The 16,286-nt window shown below is 68.9% G+C and carries 17 protein-coding genes; 15 read left to right on the top strand and 2 right to left on the bottom strand.

Going from position 1 to position 16,286, the window contains the following annotated elements:
* The first annotated feature begins 2 nt into the window (after window positions 1-2).
* The 8 genes from ACVFYP_RS15860 (at window position 3) to ACVFYP_RS15825 (ending at window position 7,968) form a co-directional block, all read left to right on the top strand.
* Entirely contained in the window at window positions 3-1,688 is a 1,686-nt protein-coding gene (locus ACVFYP_RS15860) for a nitrite/sulfite reductase (RefSeq protein ID WP_499201152.1), read from the top strand.
* Window positions 1,675-2,163 (top strand): DUF934 domain-containing protein, encoded by a 489-nt coding sequence (locus ACVFYP_RS15855; RefSeq protein ID WP_499201151.1) that lies wholly within the window; start codon window positions 1,675-1,677, stop codon window positions 2,161-2,163. The genes ACVFYP_RS15860 and ACVFYP_RS15855 overlap by 14 nt, the downstream gene beginning before the upstream one ends.
* Window positions 2,163-2,714 (top strand): precorrin-2 dehydrogenase/sirohydrochlorin ferrochelatase family protein, encoded by a 552-nt coding sequence (locus tag ACVFYP_RS15850; protein ID WP_499201150.1) that lies wholly within the window; start codon window positions 2,163-2,165, stop codon window positions 2,712-2,714. The genes ACVFYP_RS15855 and ACVFYP_RS15850 overlap by 1 nt, the downstream gene beginning before the upstream one ends.
* A gap of 379 nt (window positions 2,715-3,093) precedes the next feature.
* The gene (locus ACVFYP_RS15845; RefSeq protein ID WP_499201149.1) at window positions 3,094-4,071 is read left to right on the top strand and encodes a Bug family tripartite tricarboxylate transporter substrate binding protein; all 978 of its coding nucleotides are present in this window, start codon (window positions 3,094-3,096) and stop codon (window positions 4,069-4,071) included.
* A gap of 93 nt (window positions 4,072-4,164) precedes the next feature.
* Complete coding sequence (locus tag ACVFYP_RS15840) at window positions 4,165-5,181, top strand: sulfate ABC transporter substrate-binding protein (RefSeq protein WP_499201148.1); 1,017 nt, start codon at window positions 4,165-4,167, stop codon at window positions 5,179-5,181.
* Between the two features lie 47 nt (window positions 5,182-5,228).
* Window positions 5,229-6,044, top strand: coding sequence for a sulfate ABC transporter permease subunit CysT (gene cysT / locus ACVFYP_RS15835; protein ID WP_499201283.1), 816 nt, complete (start codon window positions 5,229-5,231; stop codon window positions 6,042-6,044).
* Complete coding sequence (gene cysW, locus ACVFYP_RS15830; RefSeq protein ID WP_499201147.1) at window positions 6,041-6,880, top strand: sulfate ABC transporter permease subunit CysW; 840 nt, start codon at window positions 6,041-6,043, stop codon at window positions 6,878-6,880. The genes cysT and cysW overlap by 4 nt, the downstream gene beginning before the upstream one ends.
* Window positions 6,877-7,968 carry a sulfate/molybdate ABC transporter ATP-binding protein gene (locus tag ACVFYP_RS15825; RefSeq protein WP_499201146.1) on the top strand — a complete coding sequence of 364 codons (1,092 nt, stop codon included), beginning with the start codon at window positions 6,877-6,879 and terminating at the stop codon, window positions 7,966-7,968. The genes cysW and ACVFYP_RS15825 overlap by 4 nt, the downstream gene beginning before the upstream one ends.
* An 11-nt stretch (window positions 7,969-7,979) precedes the next feature.
* Here ACVFYP_RS15825 and ACVFYP_RS15820 read toward each other — a convergent pair whose 3' ends face one another.
* Together ACVFYP_RS15820 and ACVFYP_RS15815 are read right to left on the bottom strand one after the other, a co-directional pair.
* Window positions 7,980-8,726 carry a phosphoadenylyl-sulfate reductase gene (locus tag ACVFYP_RS15820; RefSeq protein WP_499201145.1) on the bottom strand — a complete coding sequence of 249 codons (747 nt, stop codon included), beginning with the start codon at window positions 8,724-8,726 and terminating at the stop codon, window positions 7,980-7,982.
* Between the two features lie 171 nt (window positions 8,727-8,897).
* A complete protein-coding gene (locus tag ACVFYP_RS15815; protein ID WP_499201144.1) occupies window positions 8,898-10,301 on the bottom strand; it encodes an FAD/NAD(P)-binding protein in 1,404 nt (467 codons plus the stop codon).
* Between the two features lie 350 nt (window positions 10,302-10,651).
* On the opposite strand from ACVFYP_RS15815, the gene ACVFYP_RS15810 reads away from it, so the two are divergent.
* From ACVFYP_RS15810 to ACVFYP_RS15780, 7 genes are all read left to right on the top strand, one after another.
* Complete coding sequence (locus tag ACVFYP_RS15810; protein WP_499201143.1) at window positions 10,652-10,891, top strand: hypothetical protein; 240 nt, start codon at window positions 10,652-10,654, stop codon at window positions 10,889-10,891.
* A 106-nt stretch (window positions 10,892-10,997) separates the two neighbouring features.
* Entirely contained in the window at window positions 10,998-11,969 is a 972-nt protein-coding gene (locus tag ACVFYP_RS15805; protein ID WP_499201142.1) for an ABC transporter substrate-binding protein, read from the top strand.
* Between the two features lie 19 nt (window positions 11,970-11,988).
* A complete protein-coding gene (locus ACVFYP_RS15800; protein ID WP_499201141.1) occupies window positions 11,989-13,359 on the top strand; it encodes an NtaA/DmoA family FMN-dependent monooxygenase in 1,371 nt (456 codons plus the stop codon).
* Between the two features lie 12 nt (window positions 13,360-13,371).
* On the top strand, window positions 13,372-14,211 hold the full coding sequence (locus ACVFYP_RS15795) for a sulfurtransferase (RefSeq protein WP_499201140.1): 840 nt from the start codon (window positions 13,372-13,374) through the stop codon (window positions 14,209-14,211).
* Window positions 14,208-14,993, top strand: coding sequence for an ABC transporter permease (locus ACVFYP_RS15790; protein ID WP_499201139.1), 786 nt, complete (start codon window positions 14,208-14,210; stop codon window positions 14,991-14,993). Before ACVFYP_RS15795 ends, ACVFYP_RS15790 begins: the two co-directional genes overlap by 4 nt.
* Window positions 14,990-15,814, top strand: a complete 825-nt coding sequence (locus ACVFYP_RS15785) for an ABC transporter ATP-binding protein (protein ID WP_499201138.1) — start codon at window positions 14,990-14,992, stop codon at window positions 15,812-15,814. The genes ACVFYP_RS15790 and ACVFYP_RS15785 overlap by 4 nt, the downstream gene beginning before the upstream one ends.
* 293 nt (window positions 15,815-16,107) lie before the next feature.
* Window positions 16,108-16,254 (top strand): hypothetical protein, encoded by a 147-nt coding sequence (locus ACVFYP_RS15780; protein WP_499201137.1) that lies wholly within the window; start codon window positions 16,108-16,110, stop codon window positions 16,252-16,254.
* Window positions 16,255-16,286 lie beyond the last annotated feature (32 nt).

Genomic DNA, 16,286 nt, shown 5'->3' with positions numbered 1-16,286 from the left:
CCATGGACACACAGGCCAGCCCGATCAGCCCGCGGATCTATCGCTACGACGCGATCGACCGGGACTTCCTGGCCTCCCGCATCGCGGAGTTCCGCGGCCAGGTGGCGCGGCGCATGTCCGGCGCGCTAACGGAGGATGAGTTCAAGCCGCTGCGCCTGATGAACGGCCTCTACCTGCAACTCCACGCCTATATGCTGCGGGTCGCGATTCCCTATGGCGTGCTCGAAGCCCGCCAGCTGCGCCAGCTCGGCCATATCGCACGGCGTTACGACCGCGGCTTCGGCCATTTCACCACGCGCCAGAACATCCAGTTCAACTGGGTGAAGCTGGAGGAGACGCCCGAGATCCTGGAGGCGCTGGCCGAGGTGGACATGCACGCCATCCAGACCAGCGGCAATTGCGTGCGCAACGTCACCACGGATGAATTCGCCGGCGCCGCCGCGGATGAGCTGGTGGACCCGCGCGTCTATGCCGAGATCCTGCGGCAATGGTCCACGCTGCACCCCGAATTCACCTACCTGCCCCGCAAATTCAAGATCGCCATCACCGGCGCGCCGCATGATCGCGCCGCGATCAAGGTGCATGACGTCGGCGTGCTGGCGAAGCGCAACGCGGAAGGCGACGTCGGCTTCGAGATCTGGGTTGGCGGCGGCCTCGGCCGCACGCCGATCATCGGCACGAAGCTGTTCGACTTCGTGCCGGAGGCGGATTTCCTTGCCACGCTGGAGGCGGTGCTGCGCGTCTACAACGCGCTCGGCCAGCGCGAGAACATCTACAAGGCGCGCATCAAGATCCTGGTTCGCGACCTGGGGGAGGAGTTCAAGCGGCTGGTCGAGGCGGAGCTCGCGGAGATGCCGCAAGGCCGTTACCACCTGGCGCCGGAGGTGGTGCAGGCCATCGCCACCCATTTCGCGCCGCCCCCCTTCGCGCTTCTGCCGCACGACCCGCCCGGCCTGCAACGCGCTTTCGCCACGGATGCGGATTTCGCGCATTGGGCGCGCAACTGCACGCATCCGCACCGGGCGCCAGGCTATGTCTCCGTCGTCATCTCGCTGAAGCCGATCGGCGGTATTCCGGGCGACGCCTCGGCCGACCAGATGGAGGCGGTGGCGGATCTGGCGGATCGCTTTTCCTTCGGCGAAATCCGCGTCAGCCATGTGCAGAACTTGGTGCTGCCGCATGTGCGCCAGGAAGATCTGCACGCGCTGTTCCAGGCGCTGCAACCGCATGGGCTGGCCACGCCCAATATCGGACTGATCTCCGACATCATCGCCTGCCCCGGCATGGATTACTGCGCGCTGGCCACCGCGCGCAGCATTCCCGTGGCGCAGCGCATCAGCGAACGCTTCGCGAGCCTCGATCGGCAGCATGAGATCGGGACGCTGCATGTGAATATCTCAGGCTGCATCAATGCCTGCGGCCATCATCATGTCGGCCATATCGGGCTGCTCGGCGTCGATAAGCGAGGAGAGGAGGTCTATCAGATCACCCTCGGCGGCAGCGCGACCAATGATGCCACCATCGGCGACCTGATCGGCCCCGCCTTCTCCTATGACACGGTGGTGGATGCGGTGGAGACGCTGATCCGCGTGCACCTGGCGCATCGCCAGCCGGGCGAGCTGTTCAAGGACACCTACCGCCGCATCGGCGCGGCCCCCTTCAAGGAGGCGCTCTATGGTGCTGCTTGAGAATGGCCAGCTGCGGCACGATGATTTCGTGGCGCTGGAGGAAGGCGAGGGCAGCAACGGCCGCGCCGCGCTGGTGCCGCTGGCCCGGCTTTTGCGCGAGCAGTTTCCGGGCGAGACGAAGCTGGGCGTGACGCTGGAGCCGGGTGACGATCCGGCGCAGCTTCGCCCGCATCTTACGCGCTTGGCACTGGTGGCACTGCGCTTCCCAAAACATCGGGATGGGCGCGCATTCACCCAGGCACGGGCGCTGCGGGAGAAGTACGGTTTCGGCGGCGAAATCCGGGCCACGGGGCATGTATTGCCGGACCAGTACGCCTTCCTGCTGCGCTGCGGTTTCTCCAGCGTGGAACTGCCGGATGAGGCCGATGCGGCGGTGTGGCATGCGGCCAGGGCCGTGATTCCCATCGCCTATCAGGCCGCCGTCACCGACGAAGTGCCGCTGTCGCTGCTGCGCCGCCGGATCGGAGGGGTGTGATGCTGCCATTGGTGTTTCTCCCCTCCGCGCCCACGCTGCTCGCCGGCACCGGACCGTGCTTCCAGAAGCGGCTTGCCATGCTGCGGGGCGCGGGACTGACCCAGCTCACCGTGGTCAAGGACAGCCTGCCGGCGGAGTCGGCCCTGGACGGCATGCACTTCGTCTTCGGCGCCGGCTTCGACGATGCTGGATCTGAATGGCTGGCGCAGGCGGCGCGGCAGCGCGGCATTCCGGTGAACATCGAGGATGTGCCCCGCCTCTGCGATTTCCACGTCCCCGCCATGGTGCGGCGTGGCCGGCTGCTGGTTACCGTCTCCACCAACGGCGCCGCGCCGGCGCTCTCCTCCGCGCTGCGCGCCTGGCTCGAGGAGGCTTTCGGTCCGGAATGGGCTGGGCGTCTGGAGGAGGTGGCGGCGATGCGCGCCGCGCTGCGCGCGCAGGGCTTGAGCATGGGGCAGGTCCGCCGGGCCGTGCATGAGCATCTCGATCAGGAAGACTGGCTGCCGCCGCCACGTCCGGCGCCGGTCCGGGAACCAATCTGGAATGGTTGAGATGCCGCCGGAATCCCTGGTGCAATTCGCCACGCTGGCCCTGCTGCTGGCGGCGACGCCCATCATGCCGGCACAGGCCGGGGACGATGTCGCGCTGGCCTGCCTGCTGGTGCTCTGACCACGCGACCGCACCCCCGCGCATAATTCACAAATTATCTGCGGAAATATTTGACAAAGACTACTGGCGTAAGTGTAATAAGCGGGCCGCTTGTATCGGCAGGAGTGCCCGCCATGCCCGCCCCGATCTGCCCTTTCTCCGGCACCTCGGCCCGGCCCGGCCCGCGATGTCGCCCGGCGAGGGCTCACCGCCGGCCCGGCTGAAGCCGCCCGACGCGCCCTCGCCCTTCGTCACGCCTGCACCCCATGACGAGGACATCTGATGAAACCGACACGACGCCAGGTCCTGGCCGCCGCAGCCTTCGCTCCGGCCATCCTGACCCGCCCCGCCTACGCCTTCCCGACCCGCCCGATCCGGCTGGTGGTCTCCTCCGCCCCCGCCGCCAGCCTGGATACGCTGGCCCGGGTCCTGGCCCCGGCGCTGTCCGCGCGCCTCGGCCAGCCGGTGGTGGTGGAAAACCAGGGCGGCGCCAATGGCCTGATCGCCATGCAACAGGTCGCCCGCGCCGAACCCGACGGCCACACGTTGCTGGTCACCGGCGATGCCATCGTGCTGGCGGAGCTCACCTTGCCGCAGGCCGGCTTCACCGTGCGCGACAACTTCGCGCCGGTGGTCCAGGCGGTGCGCGCGGCACAGATCCTGGCCACGCATCCAGGCGCACCCTTTTCCGATATCGCAGGCTATATTGCCGCCATCCGGGCGCGACCCGGCGCGTTGAATGTCGGCATTCCCTCTCAGGGAGGCATTGCGCAGGTGGTGCACGAATTGCTGTCCCAGCAGCTCGGCGGGCTGCCCGTGGAATTCGTCAGCTATCGCGGCGGCGGTCCGGCGACGCTCGACCTGATCGCGCGCAACACGGATGCGCTGGTCATCACCCTGCCCGCCATCACGGAGCAGGTGCGCCAGGGCGCGATCCGCCCGCTGGCCGTCACCACCGCCCGCCGCGACCCTGCCCTGCCCGACGTGCCGACGCTGGCGGAGACGGTGGCGCCCGGCTTCGATGTGGAATCCTGGCAGGGCATCCTGGCCCCCGCCGCCACGCCGCCGGCCGTGATCGCCAGGCTGCATGAGGCCATTGCCGTCGCGCTGCGCGACAGCGCCGCCCATGCGCGTCTCACCGGCCTGGGCTTCGAGGTGGTGGCCGCCGGGCCGGAGGAATTCCGCGCGCGGGCGGAGGCCGCCACCGCGCGCTTCGCCGGCGTGGTCCGACGAGCTGCCCCCGCCGGGCAGGGAAGCTGACGCCATGCTGCTCCGCCTGACCCTTCTCGCCATCCTGCCGACACTGGCCGCGACACGGCCGCAACCTGCCACACGCAAGGAAGGATCCGCGACATGACCGCGCTTTCGAGCAAGCTTTCGCGCCGTGCCCTGCTGGCCACCGGCGCTGCCCTGGCCGCCTTGCCCGCCTTGGCGCAGCAGCCGCCCGTGCTGCTCAACGTCTCCTACGACCCAACGCGCGAATTGTATCGCGAATACAACGCCATCTTCAGCAACCGCTGGCTCGGCCAGACCGGTGTGAATGTCCGCGTCAACACCTCCCATGGTGGGTCGGGCCGGCAGGCGCGCAGCGTCATCGATGGGCTGGCGGCGGATGTGGTGACGCTCGCGCTAGCCTATGACGTGGACGCCATCGCGGAACGCGGGTTGATCGCGACGGACTGGGCCACGCGCCTGCCGGACAACAGCGCGCCCTATACCAGCACCATTGTCTTCCTGGTCCGCAAGGGAAACCCGAAGGGCATCCAGGATTGGGGTGACCTGCTGAAGGCCGGTGTCTCCATCATCACACCCAACCCGAAGACCTCCGGCGGCGCGCGTTGGAACTACCTGGCCTTCTGGGCCTGGGCGCTGCGCCAGCCCGGCGGCAGCGACGCCACGGCGGAAGCCGCGACGCAGCAGCTGTTCCGCCAGGTGCCGGTGCTGGATACCGGCGCGCGCGGCTCGCTCACCACCTTCGCGCAGCGCGCCCAGGGCGATGTGTTCCTGTCCTGGGAGAATGAGGCGCATCTCGCCTTGCAGGAATTCGGCGCCGACAAGTTCGACATCGTCTACCCGCCCTTCTCCATCCTGGCCGAGCCCTCCGTCGCCGTGGTGGATCGCAACGTCGACCGCCGCGGCACCCGGGCGATCGCGGAGGCTTATCTGCGCGGCCTCTACACGGAAGATGGCCAGGCGCTGGCGGCGAAGCACTACTACCGGCCGCGCAACGCGCAGATCCTCGCCGCCAATGCGTCCCGCTTCCCGCGGATCGATCTGGTGACGATCGATGATGTCTTCGGCGGCTGGCAGACGGCGCAGCGCACGCATTTCAACGATGGCGGCGTGTTCGACCGAATCCAGCGCCGATGAGTGAAGGCGTCTCCAGTCTGGCACTGCCCCTCGCGCGCCGGCCCGGGATGGTGCGTGCCATTCCGGGCTTCGGCCTGGCCTTCGGCGTGACGCTGGCCTGGTTGGTGCCCATCGTTCTGGTGCCGTTGTTCGCGCTGGTTATCAAGCCGTGGGAGTTGGGGCTGGCGGGGGTCTGGGCCTCGCTGACGGAACCGCGGGTGCTGGCCGCGCTGCGCCTGTCCTTCGGCACGGCGCTGCTGGCTTCCGCGGTGAATGTGCCGATCGGACTGCTGATCGCCTGGGCCATCGTGCGGCAGCGCTTTCCGGGACGCGCCGTGCTGGATGCGGCGGTGGACCTGCCCTTCGCGCTTCCCACCGCGGTGGCCGGTATCGCTCTGACCGCGCTCTTCGCGCCGAATGGCTGGCTCGGCGCGCCGATCATGGCGGCCACCGGCTGGCAGGTGGCCTTCACGCCCACCGGCATCGTCGTGGCGCTGATCTTCGTCGGCCTGCCCTTCATCATCCGTAGCGTCGAGCCAGTGCTGCGCGACCTGGCGGCGGATGTCGAGGAAGCAGCGGCGACGCTGGGCGCGACGCGACCGCAGACGCTGGCGCGGGTGGTGCTGCCGGCGCTGCTGCCGGCGATCCTCACCGGCTTCGGCCTCGCCTTCGCGCGCGCAGTCGGCGAATATGGCAGCGTGATCTTCATCGCGGGCAACATGCCGATGATCAGCGAGATCGCGCCGCTGCTGATCGTGGTGCGGCTGGAACAGTTCGACTATGCGGGCGCGGCCGCCATCGGCCTGGCCATGCTGACGCTGTCCTTCCTGATTCTGCTGGCGCTGAACCTGGCGCAGCGCGCCCTGCGGCGGGGCCGACGATGAGTTTTCGCCCGGTCACCCGCGATTCCACCACCACGCAGACGGTCATTGCCATCCTGGCGCTGACGCTGGGCGCCGTTCTGCTCGGCCTGCCGCTGCTGGCGGTGTTCGTGGAGGCGCTGCGCCGCGGCCTCGGCGTGGCCTGGGCCGCGATCATCGAGCCTGATACCTGGGCCGCGATCGAACTGACGTTGCTGGTCGCCGCCATCACCGTGCCGGTGAATCTGGTGGGTGGCGTCGCCGCCTCCTGGTGCATCGCCAAGCATGATTTCTGGGGCAAGCGGCTGCTGACCACGCTGGTGGAACTGCCCTTCAGCGTCTCGCCGGTCATCTCCGGCCTGGTCTTCGTGCTGATCTTCGGCTTGCAGGGCTGGCTCGGCACATGGCTGCAGGCGCGCGACATCCAGATCATCTTCGCGCTGCCCGGTATCGTGCTGGCCACCATCTTCGTCACCTTCCCCTTCGTCGCCCGCACCGTGCTGCCGCTGATGCAGGAACAGGGGCGGGAGGAGGAGGAGGCCGCAGCGACGCTCGGCGCCTCCGGTCTCCAGATCTTCTGGCGCGTCACGCTGCCCAACATCAAATGGGCGCTGCTCTCCGGCGTGCTGCTGTGCAATGCACGCGCCATGGGAGAATTCGGCGCGGTCGCCGTGGTTTCGGGCCATGTGCGCGGGCAGACCAATACGATGCCGCTGCATGTCGAGATCCTCTACAACGAATACCAGTTCGCCGGCGCCTTCGCCGTCGCCGCGCTGCTGGCCCTGCTCGGACTGGTGACGCTGGCCGCCAAGGCGGTGCTGGAACGGCTGACCGGCCAGACGCGAAGGATCGCCGTATGACCGTGGACACAACCGGCCTGACCCGCCGCTTCGGCGCCGCCGCCGCGCTCGACGGCGTCTCGCTGCGCATCGAGAGCGGGGAGTTTGTGGCCCTCCTCGGCCCCTCAGGCTCCGGCAAGACCACGCTGCTGCGCGTTCTGGCGGGGCTGGAAGGGCTGGATGCCGGCCAGGTACGGATCGATGGCCTGGACATGGAAGGCGTGCCGGCCCGCGCGCGCGGCATCGGCGTGGTGTTCCAGCACTACGCGCTGTTCCGCCACATGACGGTCTTCGACAACATCGCCTTCGGCCTTCAGGTCCGCCCCAGTACGCGCCGCCCCGCCAGCGCCGAGATCGCCCGCCGCGTGCGCGAATTGCTGGAACTGGTGCAGATTCCGGAGCTCGAGAAGCGCTACCCCGAGCAGGTCTCGGGCGGCCAGCGCCAGCGCGTGGCGCTGGCCCGGGCGCTGGCGATCGAGCCGCGCCTGCTGCTGCTGGACGAGCCTTTTGGCGCGCTGGATGCGTTGGTGCGGCGCGATGTGCGACGCTGGGTGCGGGGCCTGCATGACCGGCTGGGCCTGACCAGCATCCTGGTGACGCATGACCAGGAGGAGGCGATGGAACTCGCCGACCGGGTGGCGGTGATGGATCGCGGCAAGGTCGTGCAGTTCGATATGCCCACCGCGCTGCTGTCCCGCCCTGCGACCCCTTTCGTCGCGGGATTCGTCGGCGGTGCGACGCGCCTGGCGGGCCATGTCGAGGGCGGCGTGCTGCGCTTCGGAACGCTGCCGCTGCCGCCGCTGCGCGTGGCGCTTCCGGACGGCCCGGCACAGGTCTTCCTGCGGCCTCGCGACCTTTCGGCCAGCCCGCCGGAGGAAGCCGTCGGCGGCGTCACCATCAGCCTGCTGCACCCCCATGCCGATGGCACGGCGCGCGCCGTGGTGCAGGCCGGCTCCGCGACACTGGAGGCCGCGCTGCCGGCTGGCGCCGGCTGGGCGCGACGTGGCGCCGCCTGCCGGCTGCATCTGCATGGCGCGCAGGTGTTCGGCGCGGATGGCGCGGTGGCGGAGGCCGCGCCGCTGGTCCAGGCACTGGCCGCGCGACGCTGAACGCTGGCGCTTCAGTCGGCATGGCCGGGCTCCAGCCGCGGCTCGGGGCGGCTCTCCGCCCGCGGATGCATCCCGCATTCCGACTTGCCCCGGCCACGCCAGCGGCCGGCACGCGCATCCTCACCTGGCACCACCCGGTCCGTGCAATGGTGGCAGCCAATGGAAGGATAGCCGGCCGCGGCCAGGGGATGCGCCGGAAGACCCTGCGCGAGGCGATAGGCCTCGATCGCCGCGGCATCCCAATCAGCCAAGGGATTGAAGCGCAGCCGCCCATCGGGCGTCGCTTCCAGGATCGGCAAGCGGGCACGCGCAAGGGTCTGGTAGCGTTTGCGGCCGGTCAGGATCAGATCGAACCCCTCCAGCGCACGCGCCTGCGGCACCACCTTGCGCAGCCCGCAGCAAGCATCCGGATTGCTGGCCCAGAGGCCGCCGAGCGGGTCCTGCTGCGCCAGCATGCGGGGATCAGGCTTCACACTACGAACATCGGTCAGGCCAAGTCGGGCAACCACCGCATCTCGATGGCGCAGCGTCTCGGGGAACAGTTTGCCGGTGTCGAGAAAGATGATCGGTACGGCCCGGTCCACGGCAGCCACCAGGTGCAACAGCACGACGGATTGCGTGCCGAAGGAAGACACCAGCGCCGCGCGCCCTGCGAACCGGGCCAGAACGTCCCGGATCGCGGTTTCGGTGGGCATGCAGGCGAGGTGTTCCGCCCATTTCTCTGTGACGACGGGAAGGCTTGATGCGCTGCTTGCCACGGTGCGGATTCCAGGCTGGCGCAACCCGAGATCGGTGCGCCCGGATGCACTATAACCCGCACATCATAAGTGAATAGTATGAATCACGAAATTTTATAGCGATAATTGTGGGGCGCCGGGTTGGTCCGGTCGCCCCAAAGGATGGCCGGCGCCATCCTTGCCGCGGCGGCCTCAGCCGCGGCGCGACGGGGCGGCGCCGACCAGCCCGGCCAGATGCTCCGCCAGGCTTTCGCACTGCCGCCGGAGGTCGGGCACTGCCGTCATCTCCCAGAATGCCGCCTTGGTGACCGGCCCGACACCGAAGATGCGGCGGGAGATCGCCCCCTCCCGGTCCCGCAGCGCGCAGGCCGCCGTCACATCCAGGCCGAGCCGCAACGGGTCCGGCCGCGCCAGGCCGGAATCGAGCAGGTTGCGCACCAGCGGGTGGCGGATGCGGTCGTAATCGGCGCCCGGCCCGGCGCAGTTCACCAGGCGGGCAGCCCGCAGCGCCTGGTCCTGCCCATCCGCACGGCGGCGGAACACCAGCTCCAGCATCTCCCCGAGATCATCGACGCGCTGGATCCGCCCGGTATGCAGTTGAAGCTGGCCGCTTTCCCGCACCGCGGCGATGCGCGCCGCCACATCCGGTGCCATGCGGTGGCGGTGCACGTCCCACCAAGGCCGTAGATGGCGCAGGAAACGCGCCTTCTCGGCCAGGGTCATGGCCTGCCACAGATCCTGGGTGAATGGCCGCAGCGCATCCACCACAGGCTGCCAGGCCTGGCCCTTGGCTGCGCGTGCCAGCGCTTCCTGGTGCAGTTGCCGCGATAGCAGGCTCAACCGGGTCGGCAGGCTCCGCGCCTCAGGCGGCGGCGTGGGGGGGCCGCCATGGGCGCGCGGCAACAGGCCACGCCGGGACAGCGCATGGATCGGGCCGCGATGGCCCTGGCCGAGCAGCGAGACCACGGCATCCACCATGGTCAGGCTGGTGCCAATCAGCAGCACCGGCGCCTCCGGGTCCAGCCCTTCGAAGGTATCCGGCGCCCAGGGATCGGCCCGGTACCAGGGGCGATCGAGCGCCGCGCTGGCGATGCCGGGAGGGGTCTCGGGTGGGAAATTTCCCACGGCGAGCACGGCGAGGTCGGCGGCGATGCTGCGGTCCCGATCCAGCCGCAGCGTCAGGCCCAGCCGGTCCTCCTCCAACGCCAAAGCGTCGCCGCGCACCAGATCCAGCCGGTCGCCCGTGTCGTCACGGCCCAGTTCGGCGTTCAGCAGATGACGGACATAGTCGCCGAACAGGCCGCGGGCGACGAAGCAGCCGGCGGTCGGTTGCGCCATGCAGGGATCCTCCGCGGCGCGGCCCTGCAGCCAATCCAGGAAGTCATGGGGCCGGTCGCGGAAGGCGCTCATCCGCCCGGCGGGCACGTTCAGCAGATGGTCGGCATTGCCGGTGGCATAGGCCTGGCCGCGGCCGAACTGGCTGTTGCGTTCCACCAGGACGACGCGGGTCGTCGGCGGACATCGGCGGAGCAGGTGCAGCGCCAGCAGCGTGCCGCTGAAGCCAGCCCCGACGATGGCGATGGTTGGTTGAGGCATGCGTTCGTCCTGTTCACCCCCGGCGGGCACCACGGCAGCCGGTGTCGTCCAAGGCTACACCTCCTCACGAACCCACGAAACACGCGGCGCCGCAGGGCCGGAGCGGCCCTTGGTAGCTTAAAACGACGATATACATCGGTGTATTTTCTTGACTCCACGCCTATGGATCGGCAAATAGGAATTGCCCGGAGCGATCATGGCTCGATTGCTTTGGCGGCTTCTCTGGAAGGCTCGATCGATGCCGCTTGCTCTCCTCCGTCCCGCGCCCATGCCGCTCGGCCTCGGAATGATGATGCGCTGTTGTCGCGGCTGATCCCGCTACACCCCGCAACCGAGAGGGAAGCCCCAACATGATCGAGTCCCGCCCCATTGAGATCGATGGCCGTTTCGTCGCCGTCGCCGTCCATTCCGCCACCAACTGGCACATCGTCGCCGTCGATCCCGCGCTGGAGGATCTGGATGGCTCGCGCTTTGCAAGCGTAGCGGACGCCACGCGTGTCGCGCGGCTCGTGCTGCAGCGCGCCCGCGGCGTGCTGCATCCGCCGCGGCTTCACGCGGCAGCGCAGCAGGGCGTCGCCGCGCGCAGCTGAGACGGCCCCTTCAGGCTGAAGCCCTTTTCACGCGCGGTGATCCGCCGCGCGCCTGCCGCCATGCCCGCATGGCGGCAGGCGCGGATCTGGAATTCTGGACATGCCCATGGCTCTATCCCGTCATCTTCGTATCGCCAGCCTGGCGGCTTCGATCCTGCTGCTGGCCCTGCCCGCACGGGCGCAGGACCAGGTGACCTTCGGCACCGCGGGCCAGTTGGGGGACGCCTCTGCCGCCGTTGCCCTCGGCATCGAGCGCGGCTGGTTCGCCGAGGCCGGCATCGCCGCGCGCATTGTCGATTTCCGCGGTGGCGCGCCGGCGGTGCAGGCTCTGGTCGGAAGCGGCATCACCTACTGCATCTGCGCGCCCGAGCATGCGGTGCGGCTGCGCAATCGCAACATCGACGGCATCATCGCCTTCGCGCTGGACCGGCGGCACACCTATTCGCTGGTGGTGCGCGAGGCATCGCCGGCACGCAGCCTGGCCGATCTGCGCGGCCAGCGCGTCGGCATCACCTCCGCCGGCAGCCTGACCGAGAACCTGGCGCGGCTGGCCTTCGCGCGCGAGGCGCAGTTGCAGGTGGGTCGCGACGTGGAACTGCTCGGCGCCGGCGTCGGCGCGGCCCAGAAGGCGGCGCTGGATACCGGGCGCATCGCCGCGGGCATGTTCGGCAACCTCGATACGCTGCGACTGGAAGGCCAGGGCTATCGCGTGCTGTATGACTGGCGGACGCAATCCGTGCCCTCCCTCGCCCTGATCGGGCGGCAGGGCTGGGCGGAGGCAAATGCGGAACTCGCGGCGCGGCTGCGCGGCGTGCTGCTCCGCAGCCAGGCGGCGCTGCTGGATGACCAGCCGCTGGCAACGGCGACGCTGACCCGCCTCTACCCCTCCCTGCCGCCCGAGATTCTCGCCCGCGTCGCCGCCGGCCTGCCTGACCGGCTGAGCCGCGACGGCATCTACACGCCGGAAGAAATCCAGAGGCTGCAGGACGACCTGGTCGCCACCGACCCGGCGATCCGCGCTGTCTCCTACGAAACCATCGTGCCGGCGCTAGTCACGCGCCAGGCCGCCACCCGCTGACGCGGAAGGATTCTCTTCAATGTCCCGCAAGCATATCCGGCTTGGTTTCTCGATCTGGGCGACCGGCTTCCACCCGGCGGGCTGGCGACTGCCCGATGCCCGCGCCGACGGCACCTTCGACCCCGCCTTCCTGCGCCGCACCGCGCAGCTTTCCGAAGCGGCGAAGCTGGATTTCTACTTCATCGGCGACCGAGTCGTCGGCCTGCCGGAACAGCAGACGGAACATCCGAACCTGGTGCTGCGGCCGGAGGCGCTGACGCTGGCCGGCTACGTCGCCGCGGTGACGGACCGGATCGGCATCGTCGCCACGGTGAACACAACCTATGCGCATCCCTTCAACGTGGCCCGCGCCACGGCGACGCTGGACCATCTCAGCGGCGGGCGTCTGGCGCTGAACATCGTCACCGGCCGCGACCCGGAGGCGGCGGCGAATTTCGGCCGCAGCGAGCATTGGGCGACTGACCAGCGCTTCGACACCGCCACCGAATTCACCGAGATCGTGCACCAGCTCTGGGATAGCTGGGAGGATGGCGCGCTGGTGGCGGAGAAGGAGGGTGGCCGCTTCCTCGACCCGGATCGCGTGCACCGCATCGACTATCGTGGCGAACAGTTCCAGGTGCGCGGGCCGTTGAACATCGTGCGGCCTCCGCAGGGCCAGGTGCCGATCCTGACGGCAGGGGAAAGCGAGCGGTCGCGCGACTTCGGCGCGCAATACGCCGATATCCGCTTCGGCACCGCGCTGCAGCTCGACAAGGCGAAGGCCTATTACGCCGAGGTGAAATCGCGCCTGGCCCGCTTCGGCCGCGGGCCGGACAGTCAGAGCCTGGTCTGCGGCATCGCCTATTACGTTGGGGAGACCAAGGCGGAGGGCCACGCGCTGTACCGCCAGGTGCAGGAGCTGACCGTGGCGCCGTCCGACCTTTCGCCGCTCTCCGCCGCGCTTGGCGTGGACCTGTCCGGCGAGCGGCCGGATGCCTGGATCGGGGAGGTCGCGGCGCTCGCCGATCTGGCGCCGGATGCGGCACGCATCGTCGAACAGGCGAAGCTCTCCTATGGCGAGGACCGCATCACGCTGCTCGACGTCTTCCGCACCTGGCGCCGCAGCCGTGGCGGGGCGGAGGTGGTGGGTGGGCCGAAAGAGGTCGCGGACTATTTCCAGCTCTGGTTCGAGGAACGCGCCTCCGACGGCTTCATCCTGTTCCCGCCGACCATGCCGGGCGCGCTGCGCAACTTCACAACCCACGTCGTGCCGGAACTCCAGCGCCGCGGCCTGTTCCGCAAGGAATATGAGGGCGCGACCTTCCGGTCCCACTTCAACCTGCCCTGGCCGGAAAACCGCCACAGCCGCGCGCGCCGCGAGGCCGCGGCCAGCCAGCGCGCGACGGCCTGAGGGGTCACCAGCATGCCATTCGACAGCAGCGAATCCCGCTTTCGCGTCCTCATCGAAGCCGATGAACTCGCGGCACAGCTCACCACGCCCAACCGACCCGTGCTGCTGGATGTGCGCGTGCCCGGGGAGGAGGGTGATGGTCGTGCCGATTACCGCGCCGGTCATATCCCTGGCGCCGTCTTTGTCGACCTCGCCACCGAACTCGCCGGCCCGCCGGCCGGTGCGGCGGGCAAGCGGCCGCTGCCGGACATCGCCATCCTGCAACGCGATGCGCGGCGCTGGGGCATCCGCCAGGGGCAGTCGGTGGTCGTCTATGATGGCAGCCGCGGCCAGCGCGCCGGGCGCGCCTGGTGGGTGCTGCGCTGGGCGGGCATCGCGGATGTGCGCATCCTCAGCGGCGGGTTGCAGGCCTGGAAGGGCGCGGTGACCACGGAGGTGCCGCTGCCGGACCCGGGCGATGTCGTCCTCTCGCCGGGCCATCTTCCCGTCGTAGATGCCAATGCCGCGGCGACGCTGGCCACCCAGGGGCAGTTGCTGGATGCGCGCGGCACGGCGCATTTCGACGCCGGTCACATCCCTGGCGCGATCAGCGCGCCGACCAGCGGCAATCTCGGCCCCGATGGGCGCTTTGCGGAGGCCGAGGTCCTGCGCCAGCGTTTCCTGGGCCTGGGCGTCGATGGCACGCGGCCAGTTGCCGTGTCCTGCGGCGGCGGCGTCTCCGCAGCGCATCAGATCGCGGCGCTGGCCTCGATCGGCATCGAGGCGGCGCTGTTCCCAGCCTCCTGGTCTGGATGGAGCGCCGATCCATCGCGCCCCATCGCCACCAGCCCGGCGGCGGAGAGCGCGGCATGAGCGCCAGCCTCGCCCTCCCGGCGCGGCGCAGTGGCCAGGCCGCGCTGCTGCGCGACCGCCTGCTGCTCTTCGCCCTCATCCTCGGTGCCTGGGAAGCCGCCGGCCGCTTTGGCGTGGATCCCATCTGGGTCAGCCGGCCGAGCCTTATCGCCGAACGGCTCTGGGCGCTGGCACTGACCGGGGAGCTCTGGTCCCACGCATCCCGTACCGTCACGGAAGCAGGCCTGGGTCTGGCGCTGGCCTTCGTTGTTGGTGTGCCGATCGGCATCGGCATGGCGCGCTACAAATACGCGAACAGCGTTGCGGAGCCGCTGGTGCTGGGTCTCTACAGCCTGCCGCGCGTGGCGCTGGCGCCGCTGTTCATCATCTGGTTCGGTATCGACCTGTTCTCCAAGGTAATGATGGCCTTCTCCACCGTGCTCTTCGTTTTCATGCTGAATGTGCATGAGGGGCTGAAGACGATCGATCGCGACCTGGTGGATCTGTTCCGCACCATGCGCGCCTCCCGCAGCTTCGTCACCCGCCGCGTGCTGCTGCCCTGGGTGGTGCCGTGGATGATCGCGGGCCTGCGGCTCGGCGTTGGCCTGTCGCTGATCGGCGCAGTGGTCGGTGAGCTGATCGGCTCCAGTGCCGGGCTTGGCTGGTACATCGAACGCTCCGCCGGCCATCTCGACACCACCGGCGTCTTCACCGGCCTCGTCACGTTGATGGCCATTGCCATGATCGGCAATGCCGCGGTGGGCTGGCTCGAGAGACGCTTTTCCTCCTGGAGGTCCGCATGAACGACGGCATCAGCCAGATTCACCTGGCACCGCCCTCCGGCAGCGCATCGCCGCCGCCGAAGATCGCCGTGGAGCAACTCGATATCGTCTTCGACGGCGTTGGCGGCCAGCCGGTGGAGGTGCTGCGCGGGCTGGACCTTGAGGTCGCGGCCGGCGAGTTCCTCGCCATCGTCGGCCCCTCCGGCTGCGGCAAATCCACGCTGCTGCGCGTGGTCTCCGGCCTGCTACCGCCGGCCGGCGGGCGGGTGCGTGTCGATGGTGTGGAGGTGACAGGCCCGCCACCCCGCCTGGGCTTCATGTTCCAGCGTGACACGCTGCTGCCCTGGGCCAGCGTCTTCGACAATATCGCGGTGGGCGCTGAACTGGCTGGCCATTCGCGGGACGACATCGCGCTCAGGGTGCCAGAGCTTGTCGCCTTCCTGCGCCTTACGAGCTTCGAGCGGCATCTGCCGCACCAGCTTTCCGGCGGTATGCGCCAGCGTGTCGCACTTGGTCGGCTGCTGGCCTATGAGCCGGATCTGTATCTCATGGATGAGCCTTTCGGTGCCCTCGATAGCCAGACGAAGGCAGTGATGGGCCGTGAGTTGTTGCGGGTCTGGGCAACGCATCGCCGCTCCGTCGTCTTTGTCACGCATGACATCGAAGAGGCCGTGACGCTCGCGGATCGCGTCGTGGTGCTGTCGCAGCGGCCGGGGCGGATCAAGCTGGACCTGCCGATTAGCCTTGCGCGACCACGCGATGGACGGGCACTGCGTGGCTCCGCGGAATTCGGCGCCTTATGCACTCAGCTGTGGAGCGCGCTGGACCTGCCGTCGGAATAGGAACAGCGCCAGTTATTGGTGTGCGCGGAGCCGCGCCTGCGCACTTCGCGGAGACATCTTCCGTGTCATCTCAACGGCGCTTCGAAAAAGGTTGGCTCTGCTTGATAGTAAGCGTTAGCCGATTCCTGCCACCATCACTGGTAGACGTGCAATTCCACGGCAGAAGTGTACCGATGTAGTCGCTTGATGACGGCGGAACAGACGATTTAGGTCGCGTTGACAAACCGGCCGTAGGGGGATTCCCAGCCGGGCGCGGCGTGATTCCACGCTGATCTGTGACATGGAGATCGGCGTTGATCCGCGGGTTGCTGATGGCCGCGGAATGGTCCTTCTTCGAGCTCTTCGTGGTGTCGGCCAGTCCGCCCGGCGGCAGGCCCGCCCGCGACCATCTGCGGGTGCTGGACGCCATCTTCTGGATTGCGCCCACCGGCGCGCCGTGACGTGACCTGCCGGCTAAACTCGGCAACTGGCA

This window comes from Roseomonas sp. F4, assembly GCF_053891155.1.
Note: the sequence above shows the minus strand (reverse complement) of the source record. Positions and strands in the feature narration are given on the sequence as shown.

What these genes read in the sequence shown, in the direction of transcription:
- ACVFYP_RS15860 (WP_499201152.1), top strand. Translation starts at nt 3, where the DNA reads ATGGACACACAGGCCAGCCCGATCAGCCCGCGGATCTATCGCTACGAC.
- ACVFYP_RS15855 (WP_499201151.1), top strand. Translation starts at nt 1,675, where the DNA reads ATGGTGCTGCTTGAGAATGGCCAGCTGCGGCACGATGATTTCGTGGCG.
- ACVFYP_RS15850 (WP_499201150.1), top strand. Translation starts at nt 2,163, where the DNA reads ATGCTGCCATTGGTGTTTCTCCCCTCCGCGCCCACGCTGCTCGCCGGC.
- ACVFYP_RS15845 (WP_499201149.1), top strand. Translation starts at nt 3,094, where the DNA reads ATGAAACCGACACGACGCCAGGTCCTGGCCGCCGCAGCCTTCGCTCCG.
- ACVFYP_RS15840 (WP_499201148.1), top strand. Translation starts at nt 4,165, where the DNA reads ATGACCGCGCTTTCGAGCAAGCTTTCGCGCCGTGCCCTGCTGGCCACC.
- cysT (WP_499201283.1), top strand. Translation starts at nt 5,229, where the DNA reads ATGGTGCGTGCCATTCCGGGCTTCGGCCTGGCCTTCGGCGTGACGCTG.
- cysW (WP_499201147.1), top strand. Translation starts at nt 6,041, where the DNA reads ATGAGTTTTCGCCCGGTCACCCGCGATTCCACCACCACGCAGACGGTC.
- ACVFYP_RS15825 (WP_499201146.1), top strand. Translation starts at nt 6,877, where the DNA reads ATGACCGTGGACACAACCGGCCTGACCCGCCGCTTCGGCGCCGCCGCC.
- ACVFYP_RS15815 (WP_499201144.1), bottom strand. Translation starts at nt 10,301, where the DNA reads ATGCCTCAACCAACCATCGCCATCGTCGGGGCTGGCTTCAGCGGCACG.
- ACVFYP_RS15810 (WP_499201143.1), top strand. Translation starts at nt 10,652, where the DNA reads ATGATCGAGTCCCGCCCCATTGAGATCGATGGCCGTTTCGTCGCCGTC.
- ACVFYP_RS15805 (WP_499201142.1), top strand. Translation starts at nt 10,998, where the DNA reads ATGGCTCTATCCCGTCATCTTCGTATCGCCAGCCTGGCGGCTTCGATC.
- ACVFYP_RS15800 (WP_499201141.1), top strand. Translation starts at nt 11,989, where the DNA reads ATGTCCCGCAAGCATATCCGGCTTGGTTTCTCGATCTGGGCGACCGGC.
- ACVFYP_RS15795 (WP_499201140.1), top strand. Translation starts at nt 13,372, where the DNA reads ATGCCATTCGACAGCAGCGAATCCCGCTTTCGCGTCCTCATCGAAGCC.
- ACVFYP_RS15790 (WP_499201139.1), top strand. Translation starts at nt 14,208, where the DNA reads ATGAGCGCCAGCCTCGCCCTCCCGGCGCGGCGCAGTGGCCAGGCCGCG.
- ACVFYP_RS15785 (WP_499201138.1), top strand. Translation starts at nt 14,990, where the DNA reads ATGAACGACGGCATCAGCCAGATTCACCTGGCACCGCCCTCCGGCAGC.